The following is a 25858-nucleotide window of genomic DNA, read 5'->3' on the forward strand; positions in this document are numbered from 1 at the left end:
CGGTGGCGGTGGCGGTGGTGCAGCCGGCGGCGGTGCCGGTGCGCACCCGAGTGGGGACTCGTCGATGCCGTCGCGGGACCGGGCGAGGCCCTGAGCTGCTGATCTGCCCTGCGGGCGGGGCACCAGGGCGCCGGCGAGGTTTCACCCCTGTCGTTCCCGGATACCAGGACCGGGACGGGAGGCGATCAGATGACCGGACGGCATCGAACCGCACACATCACCCCGGCCCGGCGCGCACTGCTCGGGGCGGTGCCGCTCGTCGGCACCGCAGGGGTGGCGGCGGCGAGCCTGTTGACCGGGATGACCCCGGGTGGCGGCGGCGCCGCCACCACCGTGCTGCCGGGCACGACGGCCGCGGCAGCCACCGGCAGCGACGTGACCCGCACGCTGCCCGGGAAGGGCGAGACCGCGATGGACGCCGTCGGCGGCGCCCGGGACGCGGCGACCGCCCGCCAGTCCGCAGGGGAGGCGTCCCAGCGCCGGGTCAGCACCGTGGCCGAGGAGCTGCGCGGCCAGGCCGCGGAGCGCGCCGAGCAGGCCCGGACCGCGGGCAACGCCGAACTCGTCGACTACCACCAGCAGGAGGCACAGCGGCAGGAACAGGCCCAGCCGACCTCCCGCGCGGTCGTCGTCAGTGACGATGGCACCGGGGACGACGTCACCGGGGACGACGTCACCCGGGACGCCGGCCGAACGGGCGCCGCCGACCCGGGTGCGGCCTGCACGTCCGACGATCTGCTGAAGCTCGGGCCGCTGACGATGTCCGGCCCGGCCTCCGGGTGCGGCCTCGACCCGTGGATCGAGGACCAGCTGCGGGACGGGGACGAGATGGACGACGACTGATCGTCCGGCACCGCCCGGCGGGAGCAGCGTCAGCCCAGGACCGTCAGCCCGAGAGCCGTGCAGACCGCGGCGGCCTGGGCGGGGGACACGATCGCCCCACGCAGCTCGGCCGGGGTGAACTCGGTGATCTCGCCGAGGTCGCTCGTGCGCAGGTCGGCCCCGGCGAGGCGGGCGCCGCGCAGCACCGTGTCGCGCAACCGGCAGCGTCCGAACTCGACGTCGCGCAGGTCGGCGCCGGACAGGTCGGCCTCGGACAGGTCGCACTCGGTGATCCGCAGCCCGCGCAACCCGAGTTCGCCCAGGTCGGCGACCTGCAGGTTGCAGCCGGTCAGTACGAACGACGCGGCCAGCCCGCGCACCCCGCGCAGCGAGGTCCCGATCATGCGGCACCCGTCGAACCGGGTGTCGCCGAGCAGCGCACCGGCGAACCGGGCGCCGGACAGGTCGACGCCGGTCAGCACCGCGTCGGTCAGGTCCGCCTCCCGCAGGTCCGCCCCGGCCACCGAGGTCCCCTCGATCCGGGCCCGGTCCAGCCGGGCACCGCGCAGGTCGGCACCGGCCAGCGAACCGCCGCGCAGCCGCAGCCCGGCCAGGTCGGCGTCGCGCAGCCGGGCCTCGTCCAGCGCGGCGTCCTCGACCGGGGTTCCGTCACGGGCGGCACTGCGGAGATCGTCGGGCGTCACCGCCGGCACCCTGCCAGCACCGGTCGGAAGCGGGTCAGGCGACCGGCGGGGCCCCGGGCGGGGCGTCCGGGCCGACCGGGACGCAGCGGACCGGCTGCGCGTGCTCCGGGTCGAGCGCGTTGGTCACGTGCTGCAGCGTGACCGGGTCGAACGCGACGGCGACGTGCTCGGCCAGGTTCGCCGGGCACCCCTCCTGCAGGACGATGTTGTCCGCACCGTCCATCAGCCCGGACGTGTAGGGAACGACCAGCTCGTCGTACCGGGTGAGGATCATCGTGTAATCGACGCCGTCGACCCGCGGGCCGCCGTCGGCGTTCATGTCCTGCAGGAACTCCGACCCGACCAGGAACTGCCGGCAGGACGCGCAGAGCGGGTCCAGGACGGTCCCGATGGCCGGACCGAGCCCGAGCTGCTCGCCGGTGCGGTTGAGGAACGCCAGCCCGGCGGTCTTCGTGCCGTCCCACAGCGGGGTCAGCCCGACGTAACGGTCGACGTGCTCGTCGCCGCCGAGGAACTTGACGTAGTGGTTGGGCATCAGCGAGCCCTCGGAGTGGCCGACGATGTCGACCTTCTCCGTATCCGTGGCCTCCAGCACCTCGTCGACGAAGCCGGACAGCTCCTCGGCGCTCTCCTCCATCGGCGCCAGGCCGCCCACCTGGGTGAGCGGCGGCGGCGCGAGCGGGTTGCGGCCGTAGGTGAGCGAGAAGACGCAGTAGCCGCGCTGCTTGAGCTGTGGGGCCATGTAGCCCCAGTTGTTGGCCTGGTTGGCCGTCAGGCCGTGCACCAGGACGACCGGGTTCGGGTGCGCGTCCGACGGCTCGCAGTCCCAGTCGTTCGACCCCGGGGGCGGCGGGTCGAGCAGGTCCTGCGCGGACGGCGCGGGCTCCGCCGGGAGCGGCGCCGCCTGCGCGGGCGCGACCAGCGCGAGCCCCACCACCACGGTCGCGAGCGTCACCGCTCCGATCGCGGCCCACCGCCGTCGTTCCATCCTCGCCGCCTCCTCGCAACCCGGTTACCGGCCGGTACAACGAACGACCCCTCCGAAGGTGACGCGCACGATCGGACGGCGTCGTCACCGGAACCTGACGCCCGACCGTCGTCGCGGGCGGTCGATCCGCGAGCGGCACCACCGTCTGGCCGATCCCGCCGAGGACCCGGCTCGCAGCGGCGTATCCGAGCAGCGGGTGCTCGACGAGGGTGAGGAAAGATCAAGCCAAGGCGCGCTGGGCGTAGGACTTCATGCGACGCAGCCGCCAGTAGGCGGCGACGAAGTAGATGATCGTCCCGGCGCCTGCGATCCAGAAGAACCGGTCGCGGTGTTCGAGGTAGGTGGCGACGTCCGGACTGAAGAAGAGCACGAACACGGCGCCGGCGGAGATCACGACGAGGTCGACGATCCACACCACCTTGAGCACACTGGTCAGCGTCCTGCGGTCGGTCGTGTCGACGCCGGTGGCAGCCTTCTCGGCCTGCTCGGCGTGGAACACCTCAACCCGCTCTGCGAAGAGCTCGTCGGCGGCCTCGCCATCGGGGTACCGCTCGGCTGCACCCATCCTCCTGGCGAAGACGAGGTACAGGGGGATGGAGAGCAGGAACACGGGAGGGAACAGGAGGTAGGCGGGGACGAGGCCGAACACGAGCGTCAGGACGGCGAGCGCGACCGGGATTCCCCAGGCCAGCAGCGCAGGGGTGTTGCGCGTGCCCCTGTAGCGCGCCCAGAACGTCGTCATCCCCAGGCGCGGCAGCAGGTAGTGCTCGGCGAGCAGGATCCCGCCGATCGGCACCAGGACGATCCCGATGTAGGTCACCAGGTTCAGGTAACCCCGGTAGATGAACGGGAACAGCGCCGCCACGACGACGACCGCGCCGAGGATCAGAGTCGTCTTCTGTCGCGACAGCTGCGGGAACATGCCCTGGCCGGCGAGCCCGGAGCGATAGAGGTTGGCGTTGGCCGTCGTCCACCCACCGATGACGACGGTGACGAGGCCGGCGTAACCCAGAGCCTGGAACGCGACGGTTCCGGGCTCGATGACCTCGATGCTGGTCGACACGATCGCCGCCGCTGCCGCGCCCATGAACCCCGCCGAGACCCAGGCCATGTAGTGACCGAGGAACATCCCGGTGCCGGACAGGTAGCCGTACCAGCTCTTCTTCGCGTACCGCAACAGCGACATGTCGATGAGCCCGGCGTGGGCGAAGCTGTTGGCGGCCCAGGCGTACCCGATGATCCCCACCAGCGTGATCCCCGCCTCGCCGCTGGGCGTCGTACCCGTGAAGACGGCGCTCCCGCCGATCTCGATGAACTCGCTCCAGCTGCTCAGCGTGGGGCTCCCGGTCACCGCGTCGGCGAGTGCCGGTATCAGCACCAGGCCACCGGTCGCGAACATGACCATCAGCCAGGGACCACAGATGCTGGCGAACTCGGCGAGCGCGTTGAAGCCGTAGGCCGCCACCAGGACCGCGACCCCGCCGAACACCAGCGCGAGGACGATGAAGCCCCAGTGGGTGGGATAGGCCTCCTCCTGCGCCGGGAAGCCGAAGATGATGCGCAGGGCGGTCGCCGAGACGGTGATCATGGCGGCGGAGATGACCGCGAAGACGACCGCGTTCACCCCGTTGTAGAGCTTCGAGGTCAGCCCACCGGCGGCCCGATCGAGGTAGGTGTAGACGCTCAGCCGGGTCTGCGTGGCGATCGGCGCGGTGATGAACCGGAAGCTCAGCACCGCGAGCAGGTTACCGAGCGCCAGACCGATGAGGACGTCGACGACCCCGGCGCCGAGGCTCACGAAGGTCGCGCCGAAGACGAACTCGGTTCCTGCGACGTTCTCGGCGGCATAGAGCCCCCCGAAGTGCCCGGGTCCGTGCAGCTCGTGCTTGCCGACGGGGAGCTGCTCGGCATCGAGGCCCGCGATCTGCCGGTCGACCTCGGCCACAGTGTTCTCGGCCATACGCTCCTCCGCTCCGCTCCACCGGCGGGCTGTGATCTACGCCTCGGGCACAGTACGATGATCTGGTCGAGGCCGCAGGACCCGCGGTCGACCCCGCGGGGGCTACGTCCGCGGAGTTCCCGGAATGTCGTGGCTCCTGCGCGCGTGCTGTCGTTGAGCGCGGTTCCGTGACCGGTACCGACACCCGGTCGGCTGAGCCGTCCGCACCGGTCGCTACCGTCGTTCGGTGCTCACCTCGGACCCGGTCGTCGCGCAGCGGCAGGCGGTCGACACCGACCGTGACCGGACCCGGCTCCGCTGGGCCGGCTGGCTCGGCCTGCTCGCCTTCGTGCTCGCCGTCGCAGTGCCGTTCCTGCCCGTGGTGCAGCACCAGAACACGATCCTGTGGCCGTCGGCGACCACCGGCACCGCCGACGTCAACGCACCCCTGGTCGCGTTGCGTCCCGAGGCGATGTCGGTCACGGTCCCGTGCCCCACGATCAGCAGCCTCGACGAGCGCACCTCCGGCCCGGCGACCGTGCTGTCCACCGTGCCGCCGGAGTCCCCGGAGGGTGCCCGGTTCGGGATGGCGCTCACCGTCGCCGACGGGCAGCTGACCCTGCTCAACCGCGGCCAGCAGCTCGCGGCGGCACCGCTGCGCGAGGGCTGCGCGGTCACGATCAGCTCGGACGGCGGGGAGACCATCGCCGACCTCGGGACCGGGGCCCAGAGCTTCGGCGGCGACGTCCGGCCGCAGTCGGTCGGTGTCTACTCGGACCTGGACGCCGACCTCGACCCGATGGCCGGGGCGACCGTCCGGATCACCCCGGACACCCGTTTCGACACCAGCCCGACGGTCTGGAAGACGCTCGCCACCGTCGTCGGGACGCTCGCCCTGGCCGGGTCGCTCTGGGCGCTCTCCGGGGCCGACCGCCGGCTCGGCCGCCGCCCGCACCGGGCGTTCCGGGACGCCGTCGGCGGGGTCGCCGAGCGCTGGCCGCCCCGGCTGCGCCGCTGGTGGTCGAGATCCCGGCCGCGACCGGTGGACGCCGTCGTCGGGCTGGTGCTGCTGGCCTGGATGGCGATCGGGGGTCAGACCTCCGACGACGGCTTCACCCTCGGCATCGTGCGGAACGTCCCGAGCTCGGGCTACGTCGGCAACTACTACCGCTGGTACAACGCGGCCGAGGCGCCGTTCGGCTGGTTCTACGACCTCTACGCGCTGTGGGTGCAGGTCTCCGACTCGTTGCTGTGGCTGCGGCTGCCCTCGGTGCTGATGGGCGTGACGGCGTGGTGGCTGGTGTCCCGCGGGCTGTTGCCCCGGCTCGGTCGGCAGGCCCGGCGCTCGCACGCCGCCACCTGGGCCGCGGGATCGGCGTTCCTCGTGTTCTGGATGGCCTACAACTCGGGACTGCGGCCGGAACCGGTCGTCGTGGTCTGCTCGCTGCTGGCGCTGGTCGCGGTGGAGCGCGCGGTCGCGCTGCAGCGGCTGCTGCCGGTCCTCCTCGGCCTGATCGCCGCCACCCTCGCGATCGGCGCGAACCCGGCCGGGCTGATCGCGGTCGCGCCGTACCTGGCCGCCGTCCGCCCGCTGTGGCACCTGTTCCAGGCACGGTTCCGCGCGGTCGGCGCCCTGCCGGTACTGGGACCGCTGCTGGCCTCCGGCACGGCGATCCTGATGGTCGCCTACGTCGACCAGAGCTGGGCCGCGGTGGCGGAGTCGACCCGGCTGCGCCAGGAGATCGGGCCGGACTGGTCCTGGTACACCGAGATCGCCACCCGCTACGCGCCGCTGTTCGGGGGGCTCGCCGACGGCTCGATCGCCCGCCGTTTCCCGATCCTGCTGGTCATACTGTGCACCCTGGCCTGCGTCGTCGTGGTGGTGCGCCGCTCCCGGATCCCGGGGGCCGCGCTCGGCCCGGCCCAGCGGCTGATCAGCAGCACGATCATCTCGTTCCTGATCTTCGCGCTGACCCCCACGAAGTGGACCCACCACTTCGGCGACCTGGTCGGGCTCGGCGCCGGGATGGTGGCCCTCGCCGCGATCGCCACCGGCTCGGACGCGCTGCGCTCGCTGCGGAACCGGCTGGCGTTCCTGTCCGGGGTGCTGCTGGTCGCCGCGCTCAGCGCGGCGGGACCGAACACCTGGTGGTACACGAACAACTGGGGCGTGCCCTGGGCCGACCAGCAGATCATGCTCGGCGAGTGGGAGCTGTCCACGCTGATCCTCGGCATCGCGTTGCTGCTCGCCGCCGGTGCCGGGGTGGAGCACCTGCGCGGGCTGCGTGAGGACCGGCACCCCGATCAGGTCGCCTGGTTCGAGCGGGCGGTGGCCCGGATCCCCCGGTTCGGGCCCTGGTGGCAGAGCCGGTCCTGGCGCGCCCCGGCGTCGGCGTTGCGCGCCTCCCGGGCGCTGCGGCTGACCTCGGCGCCGCTGGCGCTGCTGTGCGGTCTGCTGGTGGCTTTCAACATGTGGTCGATGACCAGCGCGATCCAGAACCAGGCCGGGTCCTGGTCGATGGGCGAGGACGCGCTGACCCATCCGTTCGGCGGGTCCTGCGGGCTGGCCAGCCAGGTGTTCGCCGAGCGCCGCCCGGTCGACGGGGTGCTGGCCCCCGCCCCGGAGCCGACCGGGATGGCCCCGCCCGCGCGGGCCGACCTGCTGCCCACCGTGGCGCCCCCGCCGCCGTCCGGTGCCGCCACCACGACCCCCGCGCCGCTGCCGGAGGGGTCGGTCCCGGCGAACAGCCCGGAGGCGCAGCTGCGGGACCCGGCGTCCGGCGGCACCGGCTTCCGCCGGGACGGCGTCCCGCCGACCGGTGGCGGCAGCGGTGTCTCCGGGTTCGAGTACACGCTGTCCGGCGGCCTCGGCAGGGACTCCGCGCCGGCGTTCGGCAGCTTCGACCCGACCGGGCGCGGCACCGGCACCCTGCGCACCCCGTGGACGCAACTCACCGACGGCCAGCGCGCGGGCACCACACCGCTGGTGGTGACGGCCGCCGGCCGGCTCGGCGGCGGGAACCGGCTGACCATCCAGTACGCCACCCGGCTCGACGACGGCCGGGTCCGCGTCGTCGACCAGGCCGTGCTCGACGACGGCCGCGGCGACGAGGCCCCGTGGCGGGAGCTGCGGTTCGACCTGTCCGAGCAGGCCCGCACGGCGACCCAGGTGCGGTTGGTGGCCCAGGACAACTCGCTGGGGGCCGACGGCTGGCTGGCCGTCGCGCCGCTGCGCGCCCCGCAGCTCGCGCCGCTGTCGCAGGTGGTGGGGGACCAGGCGATGTTCCTGGAGTACCCGGTGTCGCTGGCCAGCCCGTGCCTGCGGCCGTTCGACACCGCGGGCGGGATCGCCGAGATCCCGGCCTACCGGCTGCAGGCCGACGCCAGCCGGATGCGGGAGGACGGCGAGGGCTGGTCCACGCCGCAGGCCGGTGGGCCGCTCGGCTGGATCAGCGTGATCGGGAAGCAGACCGAGCTGCCGACCTACCTCGAGGGTGATCCGGCCCGCGACTGGGGCAAGGTGCAGTCGATCCAGCCGTACCGGCCGAACGCGGTCGGGCCGACTCTGGAGACCACCGACGTGCAGCGCTCCGGCCTCTACAGCTCCGGTCCGCTGCCGGAACCGCCGCCCGGCGTGCCGTCCCCGGAGCGCTGACCCGGCGTACGCCCGGGTGGGCGCCGGTGAGCAGCGGACGTCATCCCGGTGCCCGGCCCGGATGAACCGAGCCGATCATGGACGGGACGAGGGCTTCAGGCCGAGGCCGTCACTCCGAGCACGACCAGCAGCAGGACCTTGACGATCTCCAGGGCCACGTAGCCCAAGTGCGCCCGGGACCGCGGGGCCTCGCCGCCGCGCAGCACCGCGTCCGTGCGGCGGCTCAGTGCCGGCCGCACCACGACGAGCTGGGCACCGAGGACGACCGCGAGCCCGCCGAGCAGCCCGGCACCGACCGGGCCGGCACCGCTCGCCACGGCCCCGACGACGGCGAGTACCAGCAGGACCAGCTCGGCCCCGTTCAGCGCGCGGAAGACCAGCCGCCCGATCCCCAGGCCGAGCGGCACAGTGATCCCGGGTGCCCGGAACTTGAGCGGCGCCTCGAGGAACGAGATCGCCAGCACCATCCCGAGCCACACCCACGTCGCGGCCACCCACATCGCAGCCATCTGTCCTCCTGGGCGGGCGCCGCCGCGGTATCCGTGCTCAGCCGCTGAAGCGGACCGTCATCGGGCTGGGCGCCTCGGTGCCGGTGTCCGTGGCCGGGACATCCGCGTCCGCGGCGGCGGTCTCGTCGGTGCCGGTGTCCGTGGTCGAGGCGCCTGCGCGCTCGGTACCCGTGGTCGTGGCGTCCGCACCGTCGGCCGGGCTCCCGCGGTGGTAGGCGGCGACGACCGCGGCCGGGATCCGGCCGCGCTCCGAGACGGTGAACCCGTTCTCCCGCGCCCACGCCCGCACCACGTGGTTCTGGGCCCGCGACGCGGCATCCGACACGGTCGCCTTCGGCGCAGCCCCCTTCGGGACGCCGGCCGATCGCCCGGTGCGGGCCGGGCCGGAGGCCGCGCGGGCCCGTGCCCGGCGCGCGCCCGGGGTGTCGGCCGTCCGGGCCGCGGCCAGGAAGGGGGCCAGCTCGCTGCGGAGGCGCTCGGCGTTCAGCGAACTCAGGTCGATCTCGAACCGGTCGCCGTCGAGGCCGAAGGCGACGGTCTCGTCGGCATCGCCGCCGGTGAGGTCGTCGACATACCGGGTCGTCTCGACTGTCGCCACTGATGGTCCTCTCGCCGTGGGGGCTTCCGGGTGCTCCGGACGTCGCGCCGAGCATAATGACGCCCGGTCGGGAGCCTGCGGGGAGGACGGAACGGATGGACGCGTGCCGCACAGCATCCACATGCGGCTGGACCTGGCCGCACCGGCCTGATCAGGCCGGCTGCACGTCCCAGCTGCCGGCGCCGTAGTCGAGGGTCACCCGCAGCGCGTCGCCGTCGCCCCGGCTGAGGTAGACCAGCCGGTCGTCGGTCGCCTCGACGACCTCGGTGCGAGCGGCGTGCAGCCACGGGTGCCGCCGCCGCAGCCCGATCAGCTCCTGGTGCAGGGCCAGTCCGTCCGGGTCGGCGCCGTCCGGCAGGGTCCCCGGATCCGCCGGGAACGCCGGCCGGACCGCGTCGTCGCCACCCTCCCGCTCCTCCTTGAGACCGGTGAGCGCGAACTCGTCGCCGGCGTAGACGGACGGGGTGCCGGCGACCGTGCACAGCACGGCGACGGCGAGGGGGAGGTGGCGGCGGTCGTCGAGCCGGGTCGCGAGCCGGGTCACGTCGTGGTTGCCGACGAAGGTCTGCGGGACCGTTCCGCCCGCCACGAACCGGTCGTGCCGGCCCAGTGCCCAGGCCAGCTCGTGCGGGTTGCCGTCGTTGAGGCTGGACCAGATCGCCTTCCACAGCTCGTACTGGGTGAGCGAATCGATCGTGGTGGCCGCGACGATCTCGTCGTGCTCGCCGTGGATGACCTCGCCGAGGAACCAGGCCCCGGGGTGCCGCCCGCGGACGCGGGGGAGGACCTCGGCCCAGAACTCGTCCGGCACCGTGTAGGCCGCGTCCAGCCGCCAGCCGTCGGCGCCCCGGTCGAGCCAGTGGCACAGCACCTCGACCACGTGGTCGCGGACCTCCGGGCGGGAGTGGTCGAGCTGGTGCAGGCCGGGATGACCCTCGAAGACGGCGATCTCCCCGTCGTCGTCGTGCCGGAACAAGGCGGCGTCCGGGCCGCCGGGATCGGCACGGGCGGCGAGCAGCCGTGGATGGTCCGGGCCGACGTGGTTGAACACGCCGTCGAGCACGATCCGCAGGCCGCGCTCGCGGGCGGCGGCGACCAGGTCGTCGAAGGCGGCGTCGTCGCCCAGCCGCGGGTCGATCCGCAGGTGGTCGGTGGTGTCGTAGCCGTGCGTGTCGGACGCGAACACCGGCCCGAGCAGGACGCCGTTGGTCCCCAGCCGCTGCACGTGGTCGAGCCAGGGGATCAGCCGGCGCAGGTCGTGGTCGCCCGGTCCCGGGTCCGGGTACGCACCGGTGAAACCGAGCGGGTAGACGTGCCACCAGATGGCGTGCTGGACCCAGTCCGGTTCGCTCACGGAGGTCCTCTCAGGATCGGGGGAGGAGCGGCCGGGTCCAGGGTGCGCCATGACCACGGCCGGTCGCCCGGCGGGGGACATCCGTCGGCCCCCGTCAGCGGCGGATCCCGGCCAGGAGGCCGGGGAGTGCGTCGAACACGGCCAGGTGGAGGTCGAAGCGGTCGTCGGGGCGGGCGGGTCGCCGCCGCGACGATCGAGGTAGGCGGTGCGCATACCCGATGCCTGTGCGCCGCGGAGGTCCCGCCGGCAGACGGTCGGCGAGCTTGCCGAGACCGTGGACTCTTCTGTCATAACGTGCATTATCGGCTCAAGCGGCGGAGCGGGCGGACGCGGTCGGATCCGCACCGCACCGACGGCACGCTACGACGCGTCCCGGCGGGTCCCGGCGGGTCATTGCCCGCGGCCGGTCGACTCCTGGAGCTGGTCGATCCGGCGGGACGCCTCGGCCTTGCTCAGCCGGTCCAGGTCGGCGGGCGTGTCCTCGCCGGCCTGCTGCAGCAACGTCTCCAGATACGAGCGCTGCGGTCCGGTGATCGGCTCCTCGCCGGTCGTCCAGTCGTCGGGGTTCTTCGAGGCGGGTCCGGGGTCGACGGCGTCGGTCGTGTGGTCGTCAGCCATGCGATCGAACGTACCTTCGACTCCCCGTCCCCGCACTCCGGGCGCCCTCCAGCGCGCGAAAGCTGTCATAATTCCGCGCGCCGGAGCGTCCCGCTCGCTCAACCCGCCGTCGGCGGCTGGTCGACGAGCTGGGCCTGGTACAGCTGCTCACCGAGCCGGTCCATCAGCTCGAGGTTGGTCTCGATGTAGTCGATGTGGTGCTCCTCGTCGGCGAGGATCTTCTCGAACAGGTTCGCCGACGTGATGTCGCCCTTCTCGCGGCACATCGCGATCCCGGGCCGCAGGCGCTCCACGACGCCCTGCTCGATCGCCAGGTCGGCCTGCAGCTGCTCGCGGACGGTCTGCCCGACATTGACCGTGAACAGCCGCTGGTAGTTCGGCAGCCCCTCCAGGAACAGGATCCGGTCGGTGAGCTCCTCGGCGTGCCGCATCTCGTCGATCGACTCGCTGCGGGTGTAGGCCGCGAGCTTGGTCAGGCCCCAGTTCTGCTGCATCTTGGCGTGCAGGAAGTACTGGTTGATGGCCGTGAGCTCGCTGGTCAGCTGCTCGTTCAACAGGCTGATGATCTCGTCGTCGCCGCGCATGACTGATCCGATCCGTCGGTTCGGTGCTGTCGGACGACGAATGTAAGTCAGCCCACAGAGGCCACCGGCGATCAGGACCGGCTCACGGTCGTACAGGCTCACCTGAGTTGCGGTGAGCCGGTGATCATGCGGACGCGGGCAGCTCCCCGACCTGATCGCCGGCGCTGGTGGTCAACAGGAGGGTCTCGAGCCGCCCGTGGCAGCTCCCGCATCCGGTGCCGGCGCCGCACGCGTCGCCGATCGAGTCCACGCAGCGAGCGCCCTCACGCACACATGCACGAACCTCGACCTCGGTGACAGCAGCACAGATGCACGCGAACACAGCGCCCCCTTGCTTGGGAATAGGCAACCCTATCCTGACATCCCCCGTGTGCCGACCACAAGACCCGCTCGCCGTCCCGGGCGGGCACCCGTGCTGCCGGAACCCGCCGGCCGCGTCGGCCGTGTGCGCAGCGTCGGACCGTCCTCCGGCGCCGCGGAGCCACTACGCTCGCCGGCGTGCCGCTGGACGAGTACCGCCGCAAGCGCGACCGGCGGCGCACGCCCGAGCCGGTCCCGGACACGGATCCCGATGCCGGCCCGGACGCGGCCGGCGACCGGTTCGTCGTCCAGGAGCACCACGCGACCGCGCTGCACTGGGACCTGCGCCTGGAACGCGACGGCGTGCTGGCCTCCTGGGCTGTGCCCAAGGGACTGCCCGAGGACTCCGAGACCGTCCGGATGGCGGTCCGCACCGAGGACCACCCGCTGGAGTACCTCGACTTCCACGGCGAGATCCCGCGCGGCGAGTACGGCGGCGGGGCGATGACCGTCTGGGACACCGGGCGCTACGACACCGAGAAGTGGAACGACCGCGAGGTCGCGTTCGTGCTGCACGGCGACCGGGCCCGCGGCCGGTTCGTGCTGCTGCACCGGACGGACGGGCAGGGACACGAGCGCACCGACCGCTGGCTGTTGCGCCGGACCCGCGAGCAGCCCGACCTCGGCGGATCCGGGGACCGCGCACCGCTCCCCCGCGAGCTGCCGCTGGCCGTGCCGGCCCCGGCGCAGACGCTGCCGTCCGGGACCGGCTGGCGGGTCCGGCCGGTCTTCGGGGGACGGCGGGTGCTGCTGCGCGTCGACGGTGGCCGGCTCACCGCCCGCCCCGTCACCGACGACGGCGTGCCCGGCGACCCGATCGACACCCCCGGCGCGCTGCGCGACCTCGGCCCCGCTCTGGGCGCGGGCGGGCACCTGCTCGACGCCGAGCTCACCGGGCGCGGCGAGCTCTGGATCGCCGACGTGCTGCACACCGGCGGCCGGGACGTGCGGGCACTCCCCCTCGACGAGCGCCGCGCCCTGCTCGAGACGCTCCCCCTGGACGGGCCGCACCGGCGGGTCGCGCCGCTGTACCCGAACGCGGGGATGCAGCTGCTCGACGCGGTCGCGGCCCAGGGCCTGCCCGGTGCCGTCGCCGTCCGGGAGGGGTCGGCGTACCCGGACGGCCCGACCGACGACTGGCGGAGGGTCCGCGTGGGCGGGCCCCGGGCGACACCGCTGCACCGGGACGGCTACGGGCGGGCGGCGCTGTCCAACCCGGACAAGGTGCTGTACCCGGCCACCGGGACGACGAAGGCGGAGGTCCTCGCGCACTACCTGGCCGTGGCCGAGGCGATGCTCCCGCACCTCGACGGCCGCCCGGTCACCCTCAAGCGCTGGCCGGACGGGGTGGAGGCGCCGTCGTTCTTCGAGAAGAACGTGTCCCGGCACGCACCGGCCTGGCTGCGCACCGCCCGGGTCGGGACACCGGGCGGCCGCTCCGAGACCGCGGACTTCCCGGTCCTCGCCGACGCCGAGGGGCTGGCCTGGGCGGCGAACCTGGCCGCGCTGGAGCTGCACGTCCCGCAGTGGCGGCTCGGGCCTCGGGATGGCAGGCACCCGCCGGACCGGGTGGTGTTCGACCTGGATCCGGGTGAGGGCACGACGGTCGTCGACTGCGCCCGGGTCGCCAGGTGGCTCGCCGACCTGCTCGACGAGCACGGCCTGCCGGTGTACCCGTCGACGTCCGGCGGGAAGGGGCTGCAGCTCTACCTGCCGGTGCGGGTCACCGAGCCGGAGCGGACCTCCGAGTTCGCCCGCGAGGTCGCCGAGCGGCTCGCCGCCGAGCACCCGAAGCAGGTGATCGCGGTGATGACCCGGGCCCGGCGGCGCGGCAAGGTGTTCGTGGACTGGAGCCAGAACAACACCGCCAAGACGACGATCGCGTCCTACTCGCTGCGCGGGCGCGAGCGACCGACCGTCGCCACCCCGCTGACCTGGGACGAGGTCGACGCCTGCCGCGAGCCCGCGGACCTGGTCTTCACCTGCGACGACCTGCCCGCCCGGCTGGACGCCTACGGGGACCTGATGCGTCCCCTGCTCGACACCGAGGGTTTCCGGCTGCCCCGTGGAGGCACGCTCCACGCCGTGTCAAGCTGACCGTCGTGCCGCACCCGTACCTCGAGGGCCCGTACCCCCGCGCCTATGCCCACCGCGGCTGGCACCTCGACGAGCTGGCCGGCTGCGAGAACACGCTCGCCGCGTTCGTCGCCGCAGCCGACCACGGCCTGCGCTACGTCGAGCTGGACGTGCACGCCAGCGCCGACGGCGTCCCGTTCGTGCACCATGACGCGGAGCTGGACCGGACCACCGACACGTCCGGCCGGATCGACGCCCGCACCGCCGCGCAGCTCGACGACGTCCGGGTGCGCGGCCGGGAGCCGCTGCCCCGGCTGGCCGACGTGCTGGCCGCGCTGCCCGGCGTCCGGGTCACGATCGAGCTGAAGGACGACGCCGTCGTCGCGCCGACACTGGCCGTGCTGGAGGCCGCCGACGCCTGGGACCGGGTCTGCCTCGGCTCGTTCTCCGAGCGCCGGCTGGCCACGGCGCGGAGGGCGGCCGGCGACCGGCTCTGCACCTCGATGGGCCAGGTCGCGGTCGCCGGTCTGCGGGCCCGGGCGTGGGGTGTCCCCGCGCGGATCCTGCCGGGCCGGGCCGGGAACCTGGCCCAGGTCCCACCGCACTTCGGGCGGATCCCGGTGGCCACCGACCGGCGGTTCGTCGACGCCGCGCACGCGAGCGGGCGCGAGGTGCACGTGTGGACCGTCGACGAGACTCCCGAGATGAACCGGCTGCTCGACCTCGGGGTGGACGGCCTGCTCTCCGACTGGCCGGACCTGTTGCTCACCGTGCTCGGCGACCGCGCGAGCCCCGGCTAGGAGAAGACCTTGGACACCATGGAGATGGCGCGGCAGGAGCGTTCGGAGCTGGCCGATTTCCTGGGCACACTGCCCCTCGAGGCATGGGAGCAACCCAGCCTGTGTGCGGGCTGGCGGGTGCGCGACGTGGTTGCCCACATCGTGAGCTACCAGGATCTGGACCGGGCCGGGATGGCAGGCCGGTTGCTGCGTGCCCGGTTCCGCCCGAGCCGCCTCAACGAGGTCGGAGTCGAGGGGTTCAGCACGCGGGAGCCGGCCGAGCTGGTCGGTCTGCTGCGGGCGCGGCTCGAGCCCCACGGGGTGACCGCGACCCGGGGTGGAGGCGTGGGCCTGGTCGACGGCCTCGTCCACCACCAGGACATCCGTCGTCCGTTGGGGCTGGCGCGCGAGGTCCCGGTCGAACGCCTCGCCTACGCCCTGCCGTTCGCGCGAACCGCTCCGCCGCTGCGCGGCTTCTGGCACGGGCGCGGGGTCCGGCTGGTCGCCACGGACGTGGACTGGTCCGCCGGCCGGGGCCCCGAGGCCCGGGGACCGGCCGAAGCCGTCCTGATGACTCTGGCCGGGCGACGAGGCGTGGCCAGGGAGCTGTCGGGGCCGGGACGGGACGTGCTCGTCCGCCGGCTCGGATAGGCCGTCGCGCGTCGGGGATCGCACCTGCGTCATCACACCGAGGCGGCCCGTGCGGACCCGCCGATACGCTCGTCGGGTGACCGCCGCCGCCCCCGTCGCGACCCCGCCCCGCCGACGCCGGGTGTGGGCCTGGGGGCTCTGGGACTGGGGCTCGGCCGGCTTCCAGCACATCGCGCTGACCTTCGTGTTCTCGGTCTACCTGACCGACGCGGTGGGCGCCGACCTGCCCGGCACCATCAGCGCGAACAGCTGGCTGGCCTGGTCCACCGCGGCGGCCGGGCTGGCGATCGCGCTGATGGCCCCGGTGGTCGGGCAGAGCGCCGACCGGGCCGGGCGGCGGCTGCGCGCCACGGCGGTGTGGACGGCGCTGGTGGTCCTCTGTATCGCCGGCATGTTCTTCGTCCGCGACGACTGGACGGACCTCTGGCTCGGCCTGTTGCTGCTCGGCGCCGCCTCGATCTTCGTCGAGCTCGCCTACGTCTCCTACTACGCGCTGATGTCGCAGGTGTCGACGCCGTCCACGGTCGGCCGGGTGTCGGGCTTCGGCTGGGCACTGGGCTACCTGGGCGGGATCGTGCTGCTGCTCGGGGTCTACCTCGGGTTCCTGTCCGGCAACGGTGGGCTGTTCGGGGTCCCGACGGCCGCCGGTATCGATGTCCGGATCACGATGCTGGTCGCGGCGGGCTGGTTCGCGCTGTTCGCGCTGCCGATGTTCCTGCTGCTGCCCGAGACACCGCCGGCCGGTCCGCGCGGGCCCCGGCTCGGCATCGTCGGCTCGTACCGGCGGCTGGTCACCGACCTGCGCGCGCTCTACCGGACCAGCCCGCACACGGTGTACTTCCTGGGCGCCAGCGCGCTCTACCGGGACGGCCTGAACGCGATCTTCGCGTTCGGCGGGGTGCTCGCGGTGACCGTCTACGGGCTCGAGCCCGGGCAGGTGCTGATCTTCGGAGTGGCGATCAACGTGGTCGCCGCGCTCGGCTGCCTGGTCGGTGGCTCCCTGGACGACCGGCTGGGTCCGAAGGCGGTGATCGTCGGCTCGCTGGCCGGGGCGGTCGTCGTCGCCGTCGTCCTGCTGTTCGTGTCCGGGCCCACGATGTTCTGGACCTTCGGGCTGATCCTGGGCCTGTTCGTCGGTCCCGCGCAGGCGTCCTCCCGGTCGTACCTGAACCGCCTGTGTCCCACCGGTACCGAGGGACAGCTGTTCGGCCTCTACGCCACCACCGGACGCGCGGTGTCGTTCCTGGCGCCCGCGCTGATCGGGCTGTTCACCGCGTTGCTCGGCTCGGACCGGGCCGGGACGATCGGGATCGTGCTGGTCCTGCTCGCGGGGCTGGTGGCGTTGCTGCCGGTCCGCACCCCGATCCCGGTCGGGAGCCGACCACGCTGTGACGGACCCGGGAACCGGCAGATGAACACCCGGGACTCGTGCCGTGAGTAGCGTCACACATGGCTGACACGTCACATCAGCGTGTGTAACGGCGGCGGATGGGGAACACTGGCGCATCGGGCGCAGAGCTGGTTACCGCCGGGTAGGGACCCGGCGGATCGGGCTGCCCCGCCGCCGGAATACGGTAGCGCCACTGACGTTACACCCGGTGGCGGCGACGTAACCGTCGAGGTGCCGCCGCCTCGACAGACGCAAGGAGGGTGACGACGCATGGCCGACCGCGTTCTGCGTGGCAGCCGGCTCGGGGCTGTCAGCTACGAGACCGACCGCAACCACGACCTGGCGCCGCGGCAGATGGTCCGTTATGTGTCCGAGTCCGGCCACGAGTTCGAGGTGCCGTTCGCGAACGACGCCGAGGCCCCCGCGACCTGGGAATCCCCCCAGGGCGGGGTGGGTCGTCGGGTCGACGGGACCGAGCCGGAGGGCAAGAAGGCCAAGCCCCCGCGTACGCACTGGGACATGCTGCTGGAGCGGCGCTCGATCGCCGAGCTCGAGGAGCTGCTGAACGAGCGGCTCGAGGTGCTGCGCGAGCGTCGCGCCGAGATCGCCTGAGCGACGGGCACCTAGCCGGTCACACGGAGCCGGATCCCCGTACGGGGGTCCGGCTCCGTCGCGTGCGCGCGGCATGATGACGGTCATGAACGATCCCGGTCCCGCACGCCCGCTCCGCGACCTGGCCGACGACCACGTCCGCCGGCTGGCCGACCTCGACCCGATCCTGGCCGGCGACCTCGGCTGGGACGTACGCCAGGACGAGCTGCCCGACCTCTCCCCCGACGGCCGTGCCGCCGGCGCCGCCCTGCGCCGCGAGACCCTGTCCCGGCTCGATGCGCTCACCGCGCCCGGGACGCCGTCAGATCCCGACGAGCGGCGCTGCGCCCGACTGCTGTCCGAGCGGCTGCACGCCGAGCTGGCGCACGACGAGGCCGGTGAGCCGCTGCGCGCCGTGCAGGAGCTGTTCGGCCCGCCGGCGACGATCCGGACCGGCTTCACGCTGATGCCGACCGCGTCCGCACAGGACTGGGCGACCGTGGCGGCGCGGATGTCCGCGGTGCCCGGGGCGCTCGCCGGGTACCGGGAGAGCCTGGCCGAGGGGCGGCGGCGCGGCCTGCTCGCCGCGCCGCGCCAGGTGCGGCGGGTCGCCGACCAGCTCGGCACCTGGGCCGCCGACGCGGGCGGCCGGGGCTGGTTCGCCGCGTTCGCCGCCGGCGCCACCGGGGTGGGCGACGCGGTGCGGGCCGACCTGGACCGCGGGGCGTCCGCCGCTGCCGCGGCGCTGGTCGAGCTGCGGGACTGGCTGCGCGAGGACTACCTGCCCGCGGCCGAGGGCACGCCGGACGGCGTCGGGGCCGACCGGTACCGGATCGCCTCCCGGTACTGGAACGGCGCCGACATCGACCCGGAGGAGGTCTACGCCTGGGGCTGGTCGGAGTTCCGGCGGCTGCGCGACGAGATGGAGGTCGAGGCGGACCGGGTGCTGCCCGGCGCGACCGTGGCGGAGGCGATGGCGCACCTGGACGGCGACGGCGGGACCGCCGGCGTCGTCGAGGGCGGGGAGGCCGCGCGGGCCCGGCTGCAACAGATCATGGACGCCACGATCGCCGAGCTGGACGGCACGCACTTCGACCTGTCCGGCCGGATCCGCGAGGTCGAGGCGATGCTCGCCCCGGTCGGCAGCGCGGCCGCGCCCTACTACACGCCGCCGTCGCTGGACTTCACCCGGCCGGGCCGGACCTGGCTCCCGGCCACCCCGGACGACCGCTACCCGATGTGGGATCTGATCAGCACCTGGTACCACGAGGGTGTCCCGGGACACCACCTGCAGCTCGCGTCCTGGGCGCTGCGGGCCGGTGACCTGTCGGTGTTCCAGGCGTCGCTGGTCGGCGGGGTGTCGGCGGACCTGGAGGGCTGGGCGCTCTACGCCGAGCTGCTGATGGACGAGCTCGGCCACCATGCCGACCCGGGCTCCCGGCTCGGCTACCTGAACGGGCAGATGCTGCGCGCGGTCCGGGTGGTGATCGACCTCGGGATGCACCTGTCGCTGGAGATCCCGGCCGACTCCCCGGTCGGTGCCGGCGGGCGCTGGACCCCGGAGCTCGGCCGTGAGTTCTTCGGCCGGCACGTCGGCGGCGGGGACGCGCTCGCCGACTCCGAGCTGCTGCGCTACCTCGGCGGGCCCGGCCAGGCGATCGGCTACAAGCTGGGTGAGCGGGCCTGGCTGGCCGGCCGGGAGGCGGCGCGCTCGGCGCACCGGGCCGCGGGCCGGGACTTCGACCTGGCCGCCTGGCACGCCGCCGCCCTCGCCCAGGGCACCCTCGGCCTGGACGACCTGGTGGACGAGCTGTCCACCCTCCCCGGCTGACTCTCCCCACCCGCCCCAACCCCATCCAGGTGTCGTGGGAGCGGGTGTGGGTCAGGAGTGGGCGGCGTCCGGGAGGGGGCCTGCCGGGTTCGAGCGCGGCGGGTCGCCCCGGCCGAACCGGTGTGCCAGCCCCCAGCAGGTGACCCGCCACAGCGCCTCGGCGACGATCGTGCAGCTCATCTTGGACGCACCACGCTCACGCTCGGTGAACGTGATCGGGACCTCGCGGATCCGGAAGCCGGCCTGCATCGCGCGCCACGCCATGTCGACCTGGAAGCAGTAGCCCTGCGAGGCGACCGTCGTCAGGTGCAGGCGCTCCAGCACGTCCCGGCGGAAGACGCGGTAGCCGCCGGTGATGTCGCGGATCGGCACGCCGAGCGCCGTCCGGGAGTACAGGTTGCCGCCACGGGAGAGCGCCTCGCGGTGCCACGGCCAGTTCAGCACCCGGCCGCCCGGCACGTAGCGGGAACCGAGGACGACGTCCGAGTCGTCCAGCGCCGCCAGCAGCGTCGGGAGGTCCTCGGGGGCGTGCGAGCCGTCCGCGTCCATCTCGACGACGACCTGGTGCTCGCCGGACAGCGCGTGCCGGAACCCCTCCAGGTAGGCTGCGCCGAGACCGCTCTTGCCGGGGCGGTGCAGCACCTGGATCCGCTCGTCGTCGGCGGCGAGGGAGTCGGCGAGCACGCCGGTGCCGTCCGGGCTGGCGTCGTCGACCACCAGCACGTCGGCGTCGGGCAGTGCCGCGTGCAGCCGCGCCAGCGCGGGGCCGAGGTTCTCCCGCTCGTCGTAGGTCGGCACGACGACCAGAACCGGTCCCGGTGGCTCAGCCATTCTCGTCCTTCCCCGCCCGCGCTCCCCGATCGAGCGACCCTACTGCGTCGCCCCGCCCCGATCGCCGCGACGCTCCGGCAGCGACGCCGGCGGCCAGCAGTGCCACCACAGTGAGCATCCATTCCGGTCCGGAGCGCAATCGTGCGGACAGCGTAGTCGTCGTCCGCAACGGCACGGTATCGACCAGCACGCCGGGGGTGAACTGACCGGTGCTGTCGGTGACCGTGCCGCTGGTGTCGATCATCGCCGACACCCCGCTGGTGGTCACGACGACGACCGGCCGGTCGAGCTCGACGGCCCGGACCCGGGACATCGCCAGCTGCTGGTAGGTCATCTCGCTCAGCCCGAACGTGGCGTTGTTGCTGGGCACGGCGAGCAGCTGGGCACCGGCGTCCACGGCGTCGCCGAACGCGTCGTCGAAGGCGATCTCCCAGCAGATCGCGACCGCGGTCGGGATCCCGCCGAGGTCGATCAGGCCGTCACCGTCGCCGGGCACGAAGAACCCGGCCCGGTCCACGTAGGAGGAGAACAGCCGGAAGAACGACCGCCACGGCATGTACTCGCCGAACGGCTGGATCCGGCGCTTGTCCTGCCGGTCGACGACGCCCTGCCCGGCCTGCCAGACCAGCGCGGCGTTGCTGGTGGTGCGGTCCGGGTTGACCAGCACCGCACCGACCATGATCGGGGCGCGGATCGCGGCCGCGGCGGCGTCGATCCGGGCAGCGGCGTCCGGGTTGCGCAGCGGATCGATGTCCGAGGAGTTCTCCGGCCAGATCACCACGTCCGGCTGTGGCCTGCGGCCCGCCGCGACGTCGGCGGCGAGCCGCTCGGTCTCCCGGACGTGGTTGTCGAGCACGGCGCGGCGCTGGGCGTTGAAGTCCAGGCCGAGCCGGGGCACGTTGCCCTGGATCGCCGCGACCGTCACGGTGCGGGCCGGGGGGCCGGGAGCCGCCGGGACCAGCGATGCGAGCGGGCCGGCCGCGCCGACCGCGAGGAGCAGCACCACCGGGACCGCCACCGTGCGGGACCACGTCCGGCGACCGGCGGCGCCGTCGTGCGGCGTCCCGGGACCGGTTCGCCCGGAACCGGCTTCCTCAGTACCGCCCTTCCCGGTCCGGGCGGAGGCGGAACGGGCCCGGGCGGCCGCCCGGGCCGCGAGGGTGTGCCCGACCGGGACGAGCACCGCGGCGAGCGCCAGGCCGGCCAGCACGGTGCCGAACGACAGCAGCGGCACCCCGCCAAGCGCCACCAGCGGCAGCAGCGGCGACTCGGGCTGCCCGAAGCCGACCCGTCCCCACGGGAACCCGCCGAACGGGACGCTGCCGCGCAGCAGCTCGCCGCCGACCCACACCGCGGCCGCCCACACCGGCCACAACGCACCGAGCCGGCCGGACACCCGGGTCGTCAGCGCCATCACCGCGCCGGTCAGCCCGAAGAACAGCGCCTCGAACACCGACAGCGCCACCCACGGCAGCGTCTGGACCAGGGAGCTGACCCACACCAGCAGCGGCAGCAGGAACCCGAGCCCGAAGGCGAACCCGGCGAGGAACCCGCGGCGCGGCCGGGCGCCGTGGACGACCGCGCCGAGCAGCGCCAACGCCGGGAAGGCCAGCCACCACAGACCGTCCCGGGGCGGGAACGACAGGTAGAGCAGCACCCCGCCGAGCAGCGCGATCGCGGCCGCGACACCCGCGTCGAGCAGCCGTCGGCCGCGGGAGGATCCGGGAACGTCGACGGTCTCGCCGGGAGCGGGGGGCACGCGCAACGACGCCACGGCGCCGAGCCTACGTCCGCGCCCACCCGCCCCGACGCCCCCGGCTCCCCCGCTCCCCCGGTGTCGAGTCCCGAGGGGCACCCTCGGGCCCCGGCAGGGACGAGGGTGCCCCTCGGGACATCGGTGGAGGTGCGCCGGCGCCGGGTCAGCGGGCGCCGGCGAGGAGGTGCGCGTTGCCGAGGGCGTCGAGGACGCCGGGGGCGGCGGTGCCGCCGTCGCGCTCCCCGCGCAGGAACCACTCGTAGCCGTAGGCGTCGGCGAAACCGTCGGCCGGGAGGGTGTCCGGGACGATCTGGCTGGCGTGCGCGAGCATCGCCTCCCGCTTGGCGGCCAGGTCCGCGTCCGAACCGGTGACGGCGACGCCGATCTCCGCGGTGACCCGGCCGAAGCCGACCCCGGCGGCGTGGGCGGCGCCGTGCACCAGGTGCCGGCCGCGGGCCGAGAGCGCGAGATGCTCGCGATCGACCGTCATCCGGAATCCCGCGGCTCCGGTCAGGGCGCAGGCCACCGCACCGGCGGCGTGCGCGGCGCGGTGGTCGGGGTGGCCGTAGATGCCGGCGTCGTCGTCGTGGATCACGGTGCCGGCGCCCTCTGCGTCGACGAGCTCGGCGACGCTGCGCCCGAGCGCGACGGGGTCCGCCCCGGCCAGCGCCAGCGGGTGCGCGACGTCCGGACCGCCGGGCAACCCGGAGTCGCGGTGCCCGAGCAGCACCAGCCGGGAGACGCCGAGCAGCGCGGCGGCGGCCTCCAGCTCGCGGGTGCGGCGTTCGGTGATCCGCTCCCCCGGCGCCAGCGGGACGTGGGAGCCGCCGACGTCACCACGGGTGGCCATCACGAGTACGACCCGGGCGCCGGCGTCGGCGAGGCGGCGCAGGGTCAGCCCGGTGAAGATCGACTCGTCGTCGGGGTGGGCGTGCAGGGCGAGGACGGTCTCGCCGGAGAGATCGGGGTTCACGTGTGATCGCTTCGCGTGCGGGGCCGCAGGATCGGGCGGCCGGGCGGGACGGGGCCGGAACGGGTCGACACCCGACGCGGCGGCGAAGGGAGGAACTCAGCCGCGCGGGTGCGGACCCGGACGACAGCAACACGCGGCGCGGTGCACGTCGGGGTGCACGGCGGCGGCGGTCGTCGGGGCGATCACGCGGAACAGCATGGCAGCGGTCGCGCCGCAGGGGAACACCGGCCCCCTGCGACGCGCGCCACGCGGCTCAGTACTGCGACTTCGGCATGATGATCCACAGGATGATGTAGATCACGAACTGCGGGCCGGGCAGCACGCAGGAGAGCAGGAACAGCAGGCGGACCGTGTTGCGTCCCCAGCCGACCCGGTCGGCCAGTCCGGCACAGACCCCGGCGATCACCTTCCCGCGACGTGGGCGGACGAGGGCTCCGGACTGCGGCATGGTCACCGTGGCTCCTTCCGTCCCGGCCGGGTGGCCGAGTTCGACATCGTGACGCCCACGATGACATCGCGGGCGTCGACCGGCCTCGGGGAACACCCGGGGACCGCCCAGGGTTCCCCCGGACGGATGCGCGTCCGAGGACCGCCCGGCGGAGCGATCAGAGAACGACCAGGTCCCTCGGGTTGCGGTTGAGCCGCTCCGCCCCGTCCCGGGTGACGACGACGATGTCCTCGATCCGCGCGCCCCACCGGCCGGCCTGGTAGATGCCCGGTTCGATGCTGAACGCCATGCCCGGCTCGAGGGCCAGGTCGTTGCCGTCGACGATGTAGGGCTCCTCGTGCACGTCGAGGCCGATGCCGTGCCCGGTGCGGTGGATGAAGTGCGCCCCGTGCCCGGCAGCCCCGATGTGCTCGCGGGCCGCCCGGTCGATCTCGGCGGCGGTCGCGCCCGGGCGCACCGCGGCGACGGCCCGCTCCTGGGCCTCCTGCAGCACCGCGTAGGTTTCCTTGACCTCCGCGCCCGGCTCGCCGCCGACCGCGTAGGTCCGGGTGCAGTCCGAGTTGTAGCCGTCCGGCAGCGGCCCGCCGATGTCGATCACGACGACGTCACCGGACTCGATCACCCGGTCCGAGACGTCGTGGTGCGGGCTGGCCCCGTTCGGTCCGGACCCGACGATCACGAACGCGGCCTCGGCGTGCCCCTCGGCCAGGATCGCGGCGGTGATGTCCGCGCCGACCTCGGCCTCGGTGCGGCCGGGCCGCAGGAACTCGCCCATCCGGGCGTGCACCCGGTCGATCGCCTGCCCCGCCGCGCGCAGCCGGTCGACCTCGGCCGGGTCCTTGCGCATCCGCAGCTCGCGCAGCACCGCGCCGCCCAGCGACTGCGGGACGTCCGGGAAGGTGTGCCGCAGGCCGAGCACGTGCCTGGCGGCCATGTCATCGTCGACGGCCATCCGGGTCGGCCCCCCGGCCAGGTCGCTGACCAGCAGGTACGGGTCCTCGCCGTCGGTCCAGGTGACGAGGTCGATGCCGAGCGACTCCAGCGGGACGTCGGCGAAGCCCGGCGCCTCCAGCGCCGGGACGACGAGCGCGGGCGGCGCGCGGTGCCCGGCGGCCGGGACCACCAGGCAGGTCAGGCGCTCGTGCGAGGACCCGTCGAAGCCGGTCAGGTAGCGCAGGTCGGTGCCCGGGGTCAGGAAGAGTACGTCGGTGCCCTGGTCGGCGGCGTGCTCGCCGGCCCGGCGCAACCGGTCGGCGAGCAGCTCGGTGGGGACGGCGTCGGTCATGGTCCCGCAGCGTAGGCCGGACCGACGCGGGCTCCGACCGCCACCCGGCCCAGCGGGGTCCGCCGGGCCGTCGTGCCCGAGCGAGCGTGCCTCTCGACCGCCCGCGCGGCGGCCCTGCGAGACTCACCGGCCATGAGCGAGCGCCCGCTGTTGCTGCTGGACTCGGCCAGCATGTACTTCCGCGCCTACTTCGGAGTGCCGGAGAGCATCACCGCCCCGGACGGGACGCCGGTGAACGCGGTCCGCGGGTTCACCGACATGATCTCCCGGCTGGTCACCGAGCACCGGCCGGCCCGGCTGGTGGCCTGCCTGGACCTGGACTGGCGCCCGGCGTTCCGGGTGGCGGCGCTGCCGTCGTACAAGGCGCACCGGGTCGTCCAGGAACGGCAGGCCGATGCGGTGCCGGCCGGCGTCCCGGAGGAGGTGCCGGACACCCTCGCACCGCAGGTGCCGGTGATCATGGACGTGCTGGCCGCGGCCGGCCTCACGACCGGCGGCGCGGCCGGGCACGAGGCCGACGACGTCATCGGGACGCTCGCGCACCGGGAGGCCACGGACCCGGTGCTGGCCGTCTCCGGGGACCGCGACCTCATGCAGATCGTGCGCGACGGCGGGCCGGGTGCCGCCGCGGTGCGGCTGCTCTACATCGGGCGCGGGCTGAACAGGGCCGAGAACTGCGGTCCGGACGAGGTCGCCGCGAAGTACGCGCTCCCCCGGGGCCGGGCCGGTGCGGCGTACGCGGAGATGGCGATGCTGCGCGGCGATCCCTCGGACGGGCTGCCCGGCGTCCCCGGCGTCGGGGCGAAGACCGCCGCCACCCTGGCCGGCCGGTTCGGCTCGTGGGACGAGCTGCTGGCGGCCGTGTCCGACGGCGGTGACGCCCGGCTGGCGTCCGGGGTGCGGGCGAAGCTGGCCGCGGCGCACGACTACCTCGCCGTCGTCGGGCCGGTGGTGCGGGTGGTGACCGACGCCGGGATCGAGCTGTCCGGCGACACCTCGCTCCCGGCGCGGCCCGCGGACCCGGACCGGCTCGACGAGCTGGCGCAGCGCTGGGGCCTGGAGTCCTCGGTGCAGCGGCTGCGTACCGCGCTGGCGGCCGCGACGACCTGACACCGG

23 protein-coding genes are annotated in these 25858 nt (G+C 74.1%); 9 read left to right on the forward strand and 14 right to left on the reverse strand.

Features of this window, described 5'->3' with window-relative positions:
• Positions 1–189 precede the first annotated feature (189 nt).
• Positions 190–843: a hypothetical protein gene (locus ACLFMI_RS09670; protein WP_410947424.1), complete on the forward strand. Its 654-nt coding sequence runs from the start codon at positions 190–192 to the stop codon at positions 841–843.
• A 29-nt stretch (positions 844–872) separates the two neighbouring features.
• On the opposite strand, the gene ACLFMI_RS09675 is transcribed toward ACLFMI_RS09670, so the two are convergent.
• The 3 genes from ACLFMI_RS09675 to ACLFMI_RS09685 form a co-directional block, all read right to left on the reverse strand.
• Entirely contained in the window at positions 873–1526 is a 654-nt protein-coding gene (locus ACLFMI_RS09675) for a pentapeptide repeat-containing protein (RefSeq protein WP_410947425.1), read from the reverse strand.
• A gap of 34 nt (positions 1527–1560) precedes the next feature.
• Positions 1561–2514 (reverse strand): esterase/lipase family protein, encoded by a 954-nt coding sequence (locus ACLFMI_RS09680; protein ID WP_410947426.1) that lies wholly within the window; start codon positions 2512–2514, stop codon positions 1561–1563.
• Positions 2515–2734: 220 nt separating this feature from the next.
• Positions 2735–4474, reverse strand: coding sequence for a purine-cytosine permease family protein (locus ACLFMI_RS09685; RefSeq protein ID WP_410947427.1), 1740 nt, complete (start codon positions 4472–4474; stop codon positions 2735–2737).
• 226 nt (positions 4475–4700) lie between these two features.
• Between ACLFMI_RS09685 and ACLFMI_RS09690 the strand changes: the two genes are divergently transcribed.
• A complete protein-coding gene (locus ACLFMI_RS09690; protein WP_410947428.1) occupies positions 4701–8108 on the forward strand; it encodes an arabinosyltransferase domain-containing protein in 3408 nt (1135 codons plus the stop codon).
• Positions 8109–8203: 95 nt separating this feature from the next.
• On the opposite strand, the gene ACLFMI_RS09695 is transcribed toward ACLFMI_RS09690, so the two are convergent.
• From ACLFMI_RS09695 to ACLFMI_RS09720, 6 genes are all read right to left on the reverse strand, one after another.
• The gene (locus ACLFMI_RS09695) at positions 8204–8617 is read right to left on the reverse strand and encodes a hypothetical protein (protein WP_410947429.1); all 414 of its coding nucleotides are present in this window, start codon (positions 8615–8617) and stop codon (positions 8204–8206) included.
• A gap of 37 nt (positions 8618–8654) precedes the next feature.
• A complete protein-coding gene (locus ACLFMI_RS09700; RefSeq protein WP_410947430.1) occupies positions 8655–9215 on the reverse strand; it encodes a histone-like nucleoid-structuring protein Lsr2 in 561 nt (186 codons plus the stop codon).
• 151 nt (positions 9216–9366) lie between these two features.
• On the reverse strand, positions 9367–10569 hold the full coding sequence (locus tag ACLFMI_RS09705; protein WP_410947431.1) for an alpha-amylase family glycosyl hydrolase: 1203 nt from the start codon (positions 10567–10569) through the stop codon (positions 9367–9369).
• Positions 10570–10959: 390 nt separating this feature from the next.
• Positions 10960–11187 (reverse strand): DUF3072 domain-containing protein, encoded by a 228-nt coding sequence (locus tag ACLFMI_RS09710; protein ID WP_410947432.1) that lies wholly within the window; start codon positions 11185–11187, stop codon positions 10960–10962.
• 98 nt (positions 11188–11285) lie between these two features.
• Positions 11286–11771, reverse strand: a complete 486-nt coding sequence (gene bfr / locus ACLFMI_RS09715) for a bacterioferritin (RefSeq protein ID WP_410947433.1) — start codon at positions 11769–11771, stop codon at positions 11286–11288.
• Positions 11772–11895: 124 nt separating this feature from the next.
• Positions 11896–12093 (reverse strand): (2Fe-2S)-binding protein, encoded by a 198-nt coding sequence (locus tag ACLFMI_RS09720; protein WP_410947434.1) that lies wholly within the window; start codon positions 12091–12093, stop codon positions 11896–11898.
• Positions 12094–12269: 176 nt separating this feature from the next.
• On the opposite strand from ACLFMI_RS09720, the gene ligD reads away from it, so the two are divergent.
• The 6 genes from ligD to ACLFMI_RS09750 all read left to right on the forward strand — a co-directional run bounded on the left by ligD (position 12270) and on the right by ACLFMI_RS09750 (position 19449).
• A complete protein-coding gene (ligD, locus tag ACLFMI_RS09725) occupies positions 12270–14228 on the forward strand; it encodes a non-homologous end-joining DNA ligase (RefSeq protein WP_410947435.1) in 1959 nt (652 codons plus the stop codon).
• Between the two features lie 5 nt (positions 14229–14233).
• Positions 14234–15007 (forward strand): glycerophosphodiester phosphodiesterase family protein, encoded by a 774-nt coding sequence (locus ACLFMI_RS09730; RefSeq protein WP_410947436.1) that lies wholly within the window; start codon positions 14234–14236, stop codon positions 15005–15007.
• 18 nt (positions 15008–15025) lie between these two features.
• Positions 15026–15637 (forward strand): maleylpyruvate isomerase family mycothiol-dependent enzyme, encoded by a 612-nt coding sequence (locus tag ACLFMI_RS09735; RefSeq protein WP_410947547.1) that lies wholly within the window; start codon positions 15026–15028, stop codon positions 15635–15637.
• Between the two features lie 76 nt (positions 15638–15713).
• Positions 15714–17078 (forward strand): MFS transporter, encoded by a 1365-nt coding sequence (locus tag ACLFMI_RS09740; RefSeq protein ID WP_410947437.1) that lies wholly within the window; start codon positions 15714–15716, stop codon positions 17076–17078.
• A gap of 219 nt (positions 17079–17297) precedes the next feature.
• On the forward strand, positions 17298–17639 hold the full coding sequence (locus ACLFMI_RS09745; RefSeq protein ID WP_410947438.1) for an RNA polymerase-binding protein RbpA: 342 nt from the start codon (positions 17298–17300) through the stop codon (positions 17637–17639).
• A gap of 85 nt (positions 17640–17724) precedes the next feature.
• Positions 17725–19449, forward strand: a complete 1725-nt coding sequence (locus ACLFMI_RS09750) for a DUF885 domain-containing protein (protein WP_410947439.1) — start codon at positions 17725–17727, stop codon at positions 19447–19449.
• Between the two features lie 51 nt (positions 19450–19500).
• On the opposite strand, the gene ACLFMI_RS09755 is transcribed toward ACLFMI_RS09750, so the two are convergent.
• The 5 genes from ACLFMI_RS09755 to ACLFMI_RS09775 form a co-directional block, all read right to left on the reverse strand.
• Positions 19501–20280, reverse strand: coding sequence for a polyprenol monophosphomannose synthase (locus ACLFMI_RS09755; RefSeq protein WP_410947440.1), 780 nt, complete (start codon positions 20278–20280; stop codon positions 19501–19503).
• Positions 20273–22054 carry an apolipoprotein N-acyltransferase gene (gene lnt, locus ACLFMI_RS09760; protein WP_410947441.1) on the reverse strand — a complete coding sequence of 594 codons (1782 nt, stop codon included), beginning with the start codon at positions 22052–22054 and terminating at the stop codon, positions 20273–20275. Before lnt ends, ACLFMI_RS09755 begins: the two co-directional genes overlap by 8 nt.
• Positions 22055–22199: 145 nt before the next feature.
• A complete protein-coding gene (locus tag ACLFMI_RS09765; RefSeq protein WP_410947442.1) occupies positions 22200–23009 on the reverse strand; it encodes a PIG-L deacetylase family protein in 810 nt (269 codons plus the stop codon).
• 253 nt (positions 23010–23262) lie between these two features.
• Positions 23263–23457 (reverse strand): PspC domain-containing protein, encoded by a 195-nt coding sequence (locus tag ACLFMI_RS09770; RefSeq protein WP_410947548.1) that lies wholly within the window; start codon positions 23455–23457, stop codon positions 23263–23265.
• Positions 23458–23614: 157 nt separating this feature from the next.
• The gene (locus ACLFMI_RS09775; RefSeq protein WP_410947443.1) at positions 23615–24742 is read right to left on the reverse strand and encodes a M24 family metallopeptidase; all 1128 of its coding nucleotides are present in this window, start codon (positions 24740–24742) and stop codon (positions 23615–23617) included.
• Between the two features lie 132 nt (positions 24743–24874).
• On the opposite strand from ACLFMI_RS09775, the gene ACLFMI_RS09780 reads away from it, so the two are divergent.
• Positions 24875–25852: a 5'-3' exonuclease gene (locus ACLFMI_RS09780; RefSeq protein WP_410947444.1), complete on the forward strand. Its 978-nt coding sequence runs from the start codon at positions 24875–24877 to the stop codon at positions 25850–25852.
• Positions 25853–25858 lie beyond the last annotated feature (6 nt).

Source organism: Pseudonocardia nantongensis (assembly GCF_046546495.1).
Taxonomy (GTDB): domain Bacteria; phylum Actinomycetota; class Actinomycetes; order Mycobacteriales; family Pseudonocardiaceae; genus Pseudonocardia; species Pseudonocardia nantongensis.

What these genes read in the sequence shown, in the direction of transcription:
- ACLFMI_RS09745 (WP_410947438.1), top strand. Translation starts at nt 17,298, where the DNA reads ATGGCCGACCGCGTTCTGCGTGGCAGCCGGCTCGGGGCTGTCAGCTAC.
- ACLFMI_RS09685 (WP_410947427.1), bottom strand. Translation starts at nt 4,474, where the DNA reads ATGGCCGAGAACACTGTGGCCGAGGTCGACCGGCAGATCGCGGGCCTC.
- ACLFMI_RS09775 (WP_410947443.1), bottom strand. Translation starts at nt 24,742, where the DNA reads ATGACCGACGCCGTCCCCACCGAGCTGCTCGCCGACCGGTTGCGCCGG.
- ACLFMI_RS09735 (WP_410947547.1), top strand. Translation starts at nt 15,026, where the DNA reads ATGGAGATGGCGCGGCAGGAGCGTTCGGAGCTGGCCGATTTCCTGGGC.
- ACLFMI_RS09750 (WP_410947439.1), top strand. Translation starts at nt 17,725, where the DNA reads ATGAACGATCCCGGTCCCGCACGCCCGCTCCGCGACCTGGCCGACGAC.
- ACLFMI_RS09770 (WP_410947548.1), bottom strand. Translation starts at nt 23,457, where the DNA reads ATGCCGCAGTCCGGAGCCCTCGTCCGCCCACGTCGCGGGAAGGTGATC.
- ACLFMI_RS09695 (WP_410947429.1), bottom strand. Translation starts at nt 8,617, where the DNA reads ATGGCTGCGATGTGGGTGGCCGCGACGTGGGTGTGGCTCGGGATGGTG.
- ACLFMI_RS09755 (WP_410947440.1), bottom strand. Translation starts at nt 20,280, where the DNA reads ATGGCTGAGCCACCGGGACCGGTTCTGGTCGTCGTGCCGACCTACGAC.
- ACLFMI_RS09710 (WP_410947432.1), bottom strand. Translation starts at nt 11,187, where the DNA reads ATGGCTGACGACCACACGACCGACGCCGTCGACCCCGGACCCGCCTCG.
- bfr (WP_410947433.1), bottom strand. Translation starts at nt 11,771, where the DNA reads ATGCGCGGCGACGACGAGATCATCAGCCTGTTGAACGAGCAGCTGACC.
- ACLFMI_RS09680 (WP_410947426.1), bottom strand. Translation starts at nt 2,514, where the DNA reads ATGGAACGACGGCGGTGGGCCGCGATCGGAGCGGTGACGCTCGCGACC.
- ACLFMI_RS09780 (WP_410947444.1), top strand. Translation starts at nt 24,875, where the DNA reads ATGAGCGAGCGCCCGCTGTTGCTGCTGGACTCGGCCAGCATGTACTTC.
- ACLFMI_RS09670 (WP_410947424.1), top strand. Translation starts at nt 190, where the DNA reads ATGACCGGACGGCATCGAACCGCACACATCACCCCGGCCCGGCGCGCA.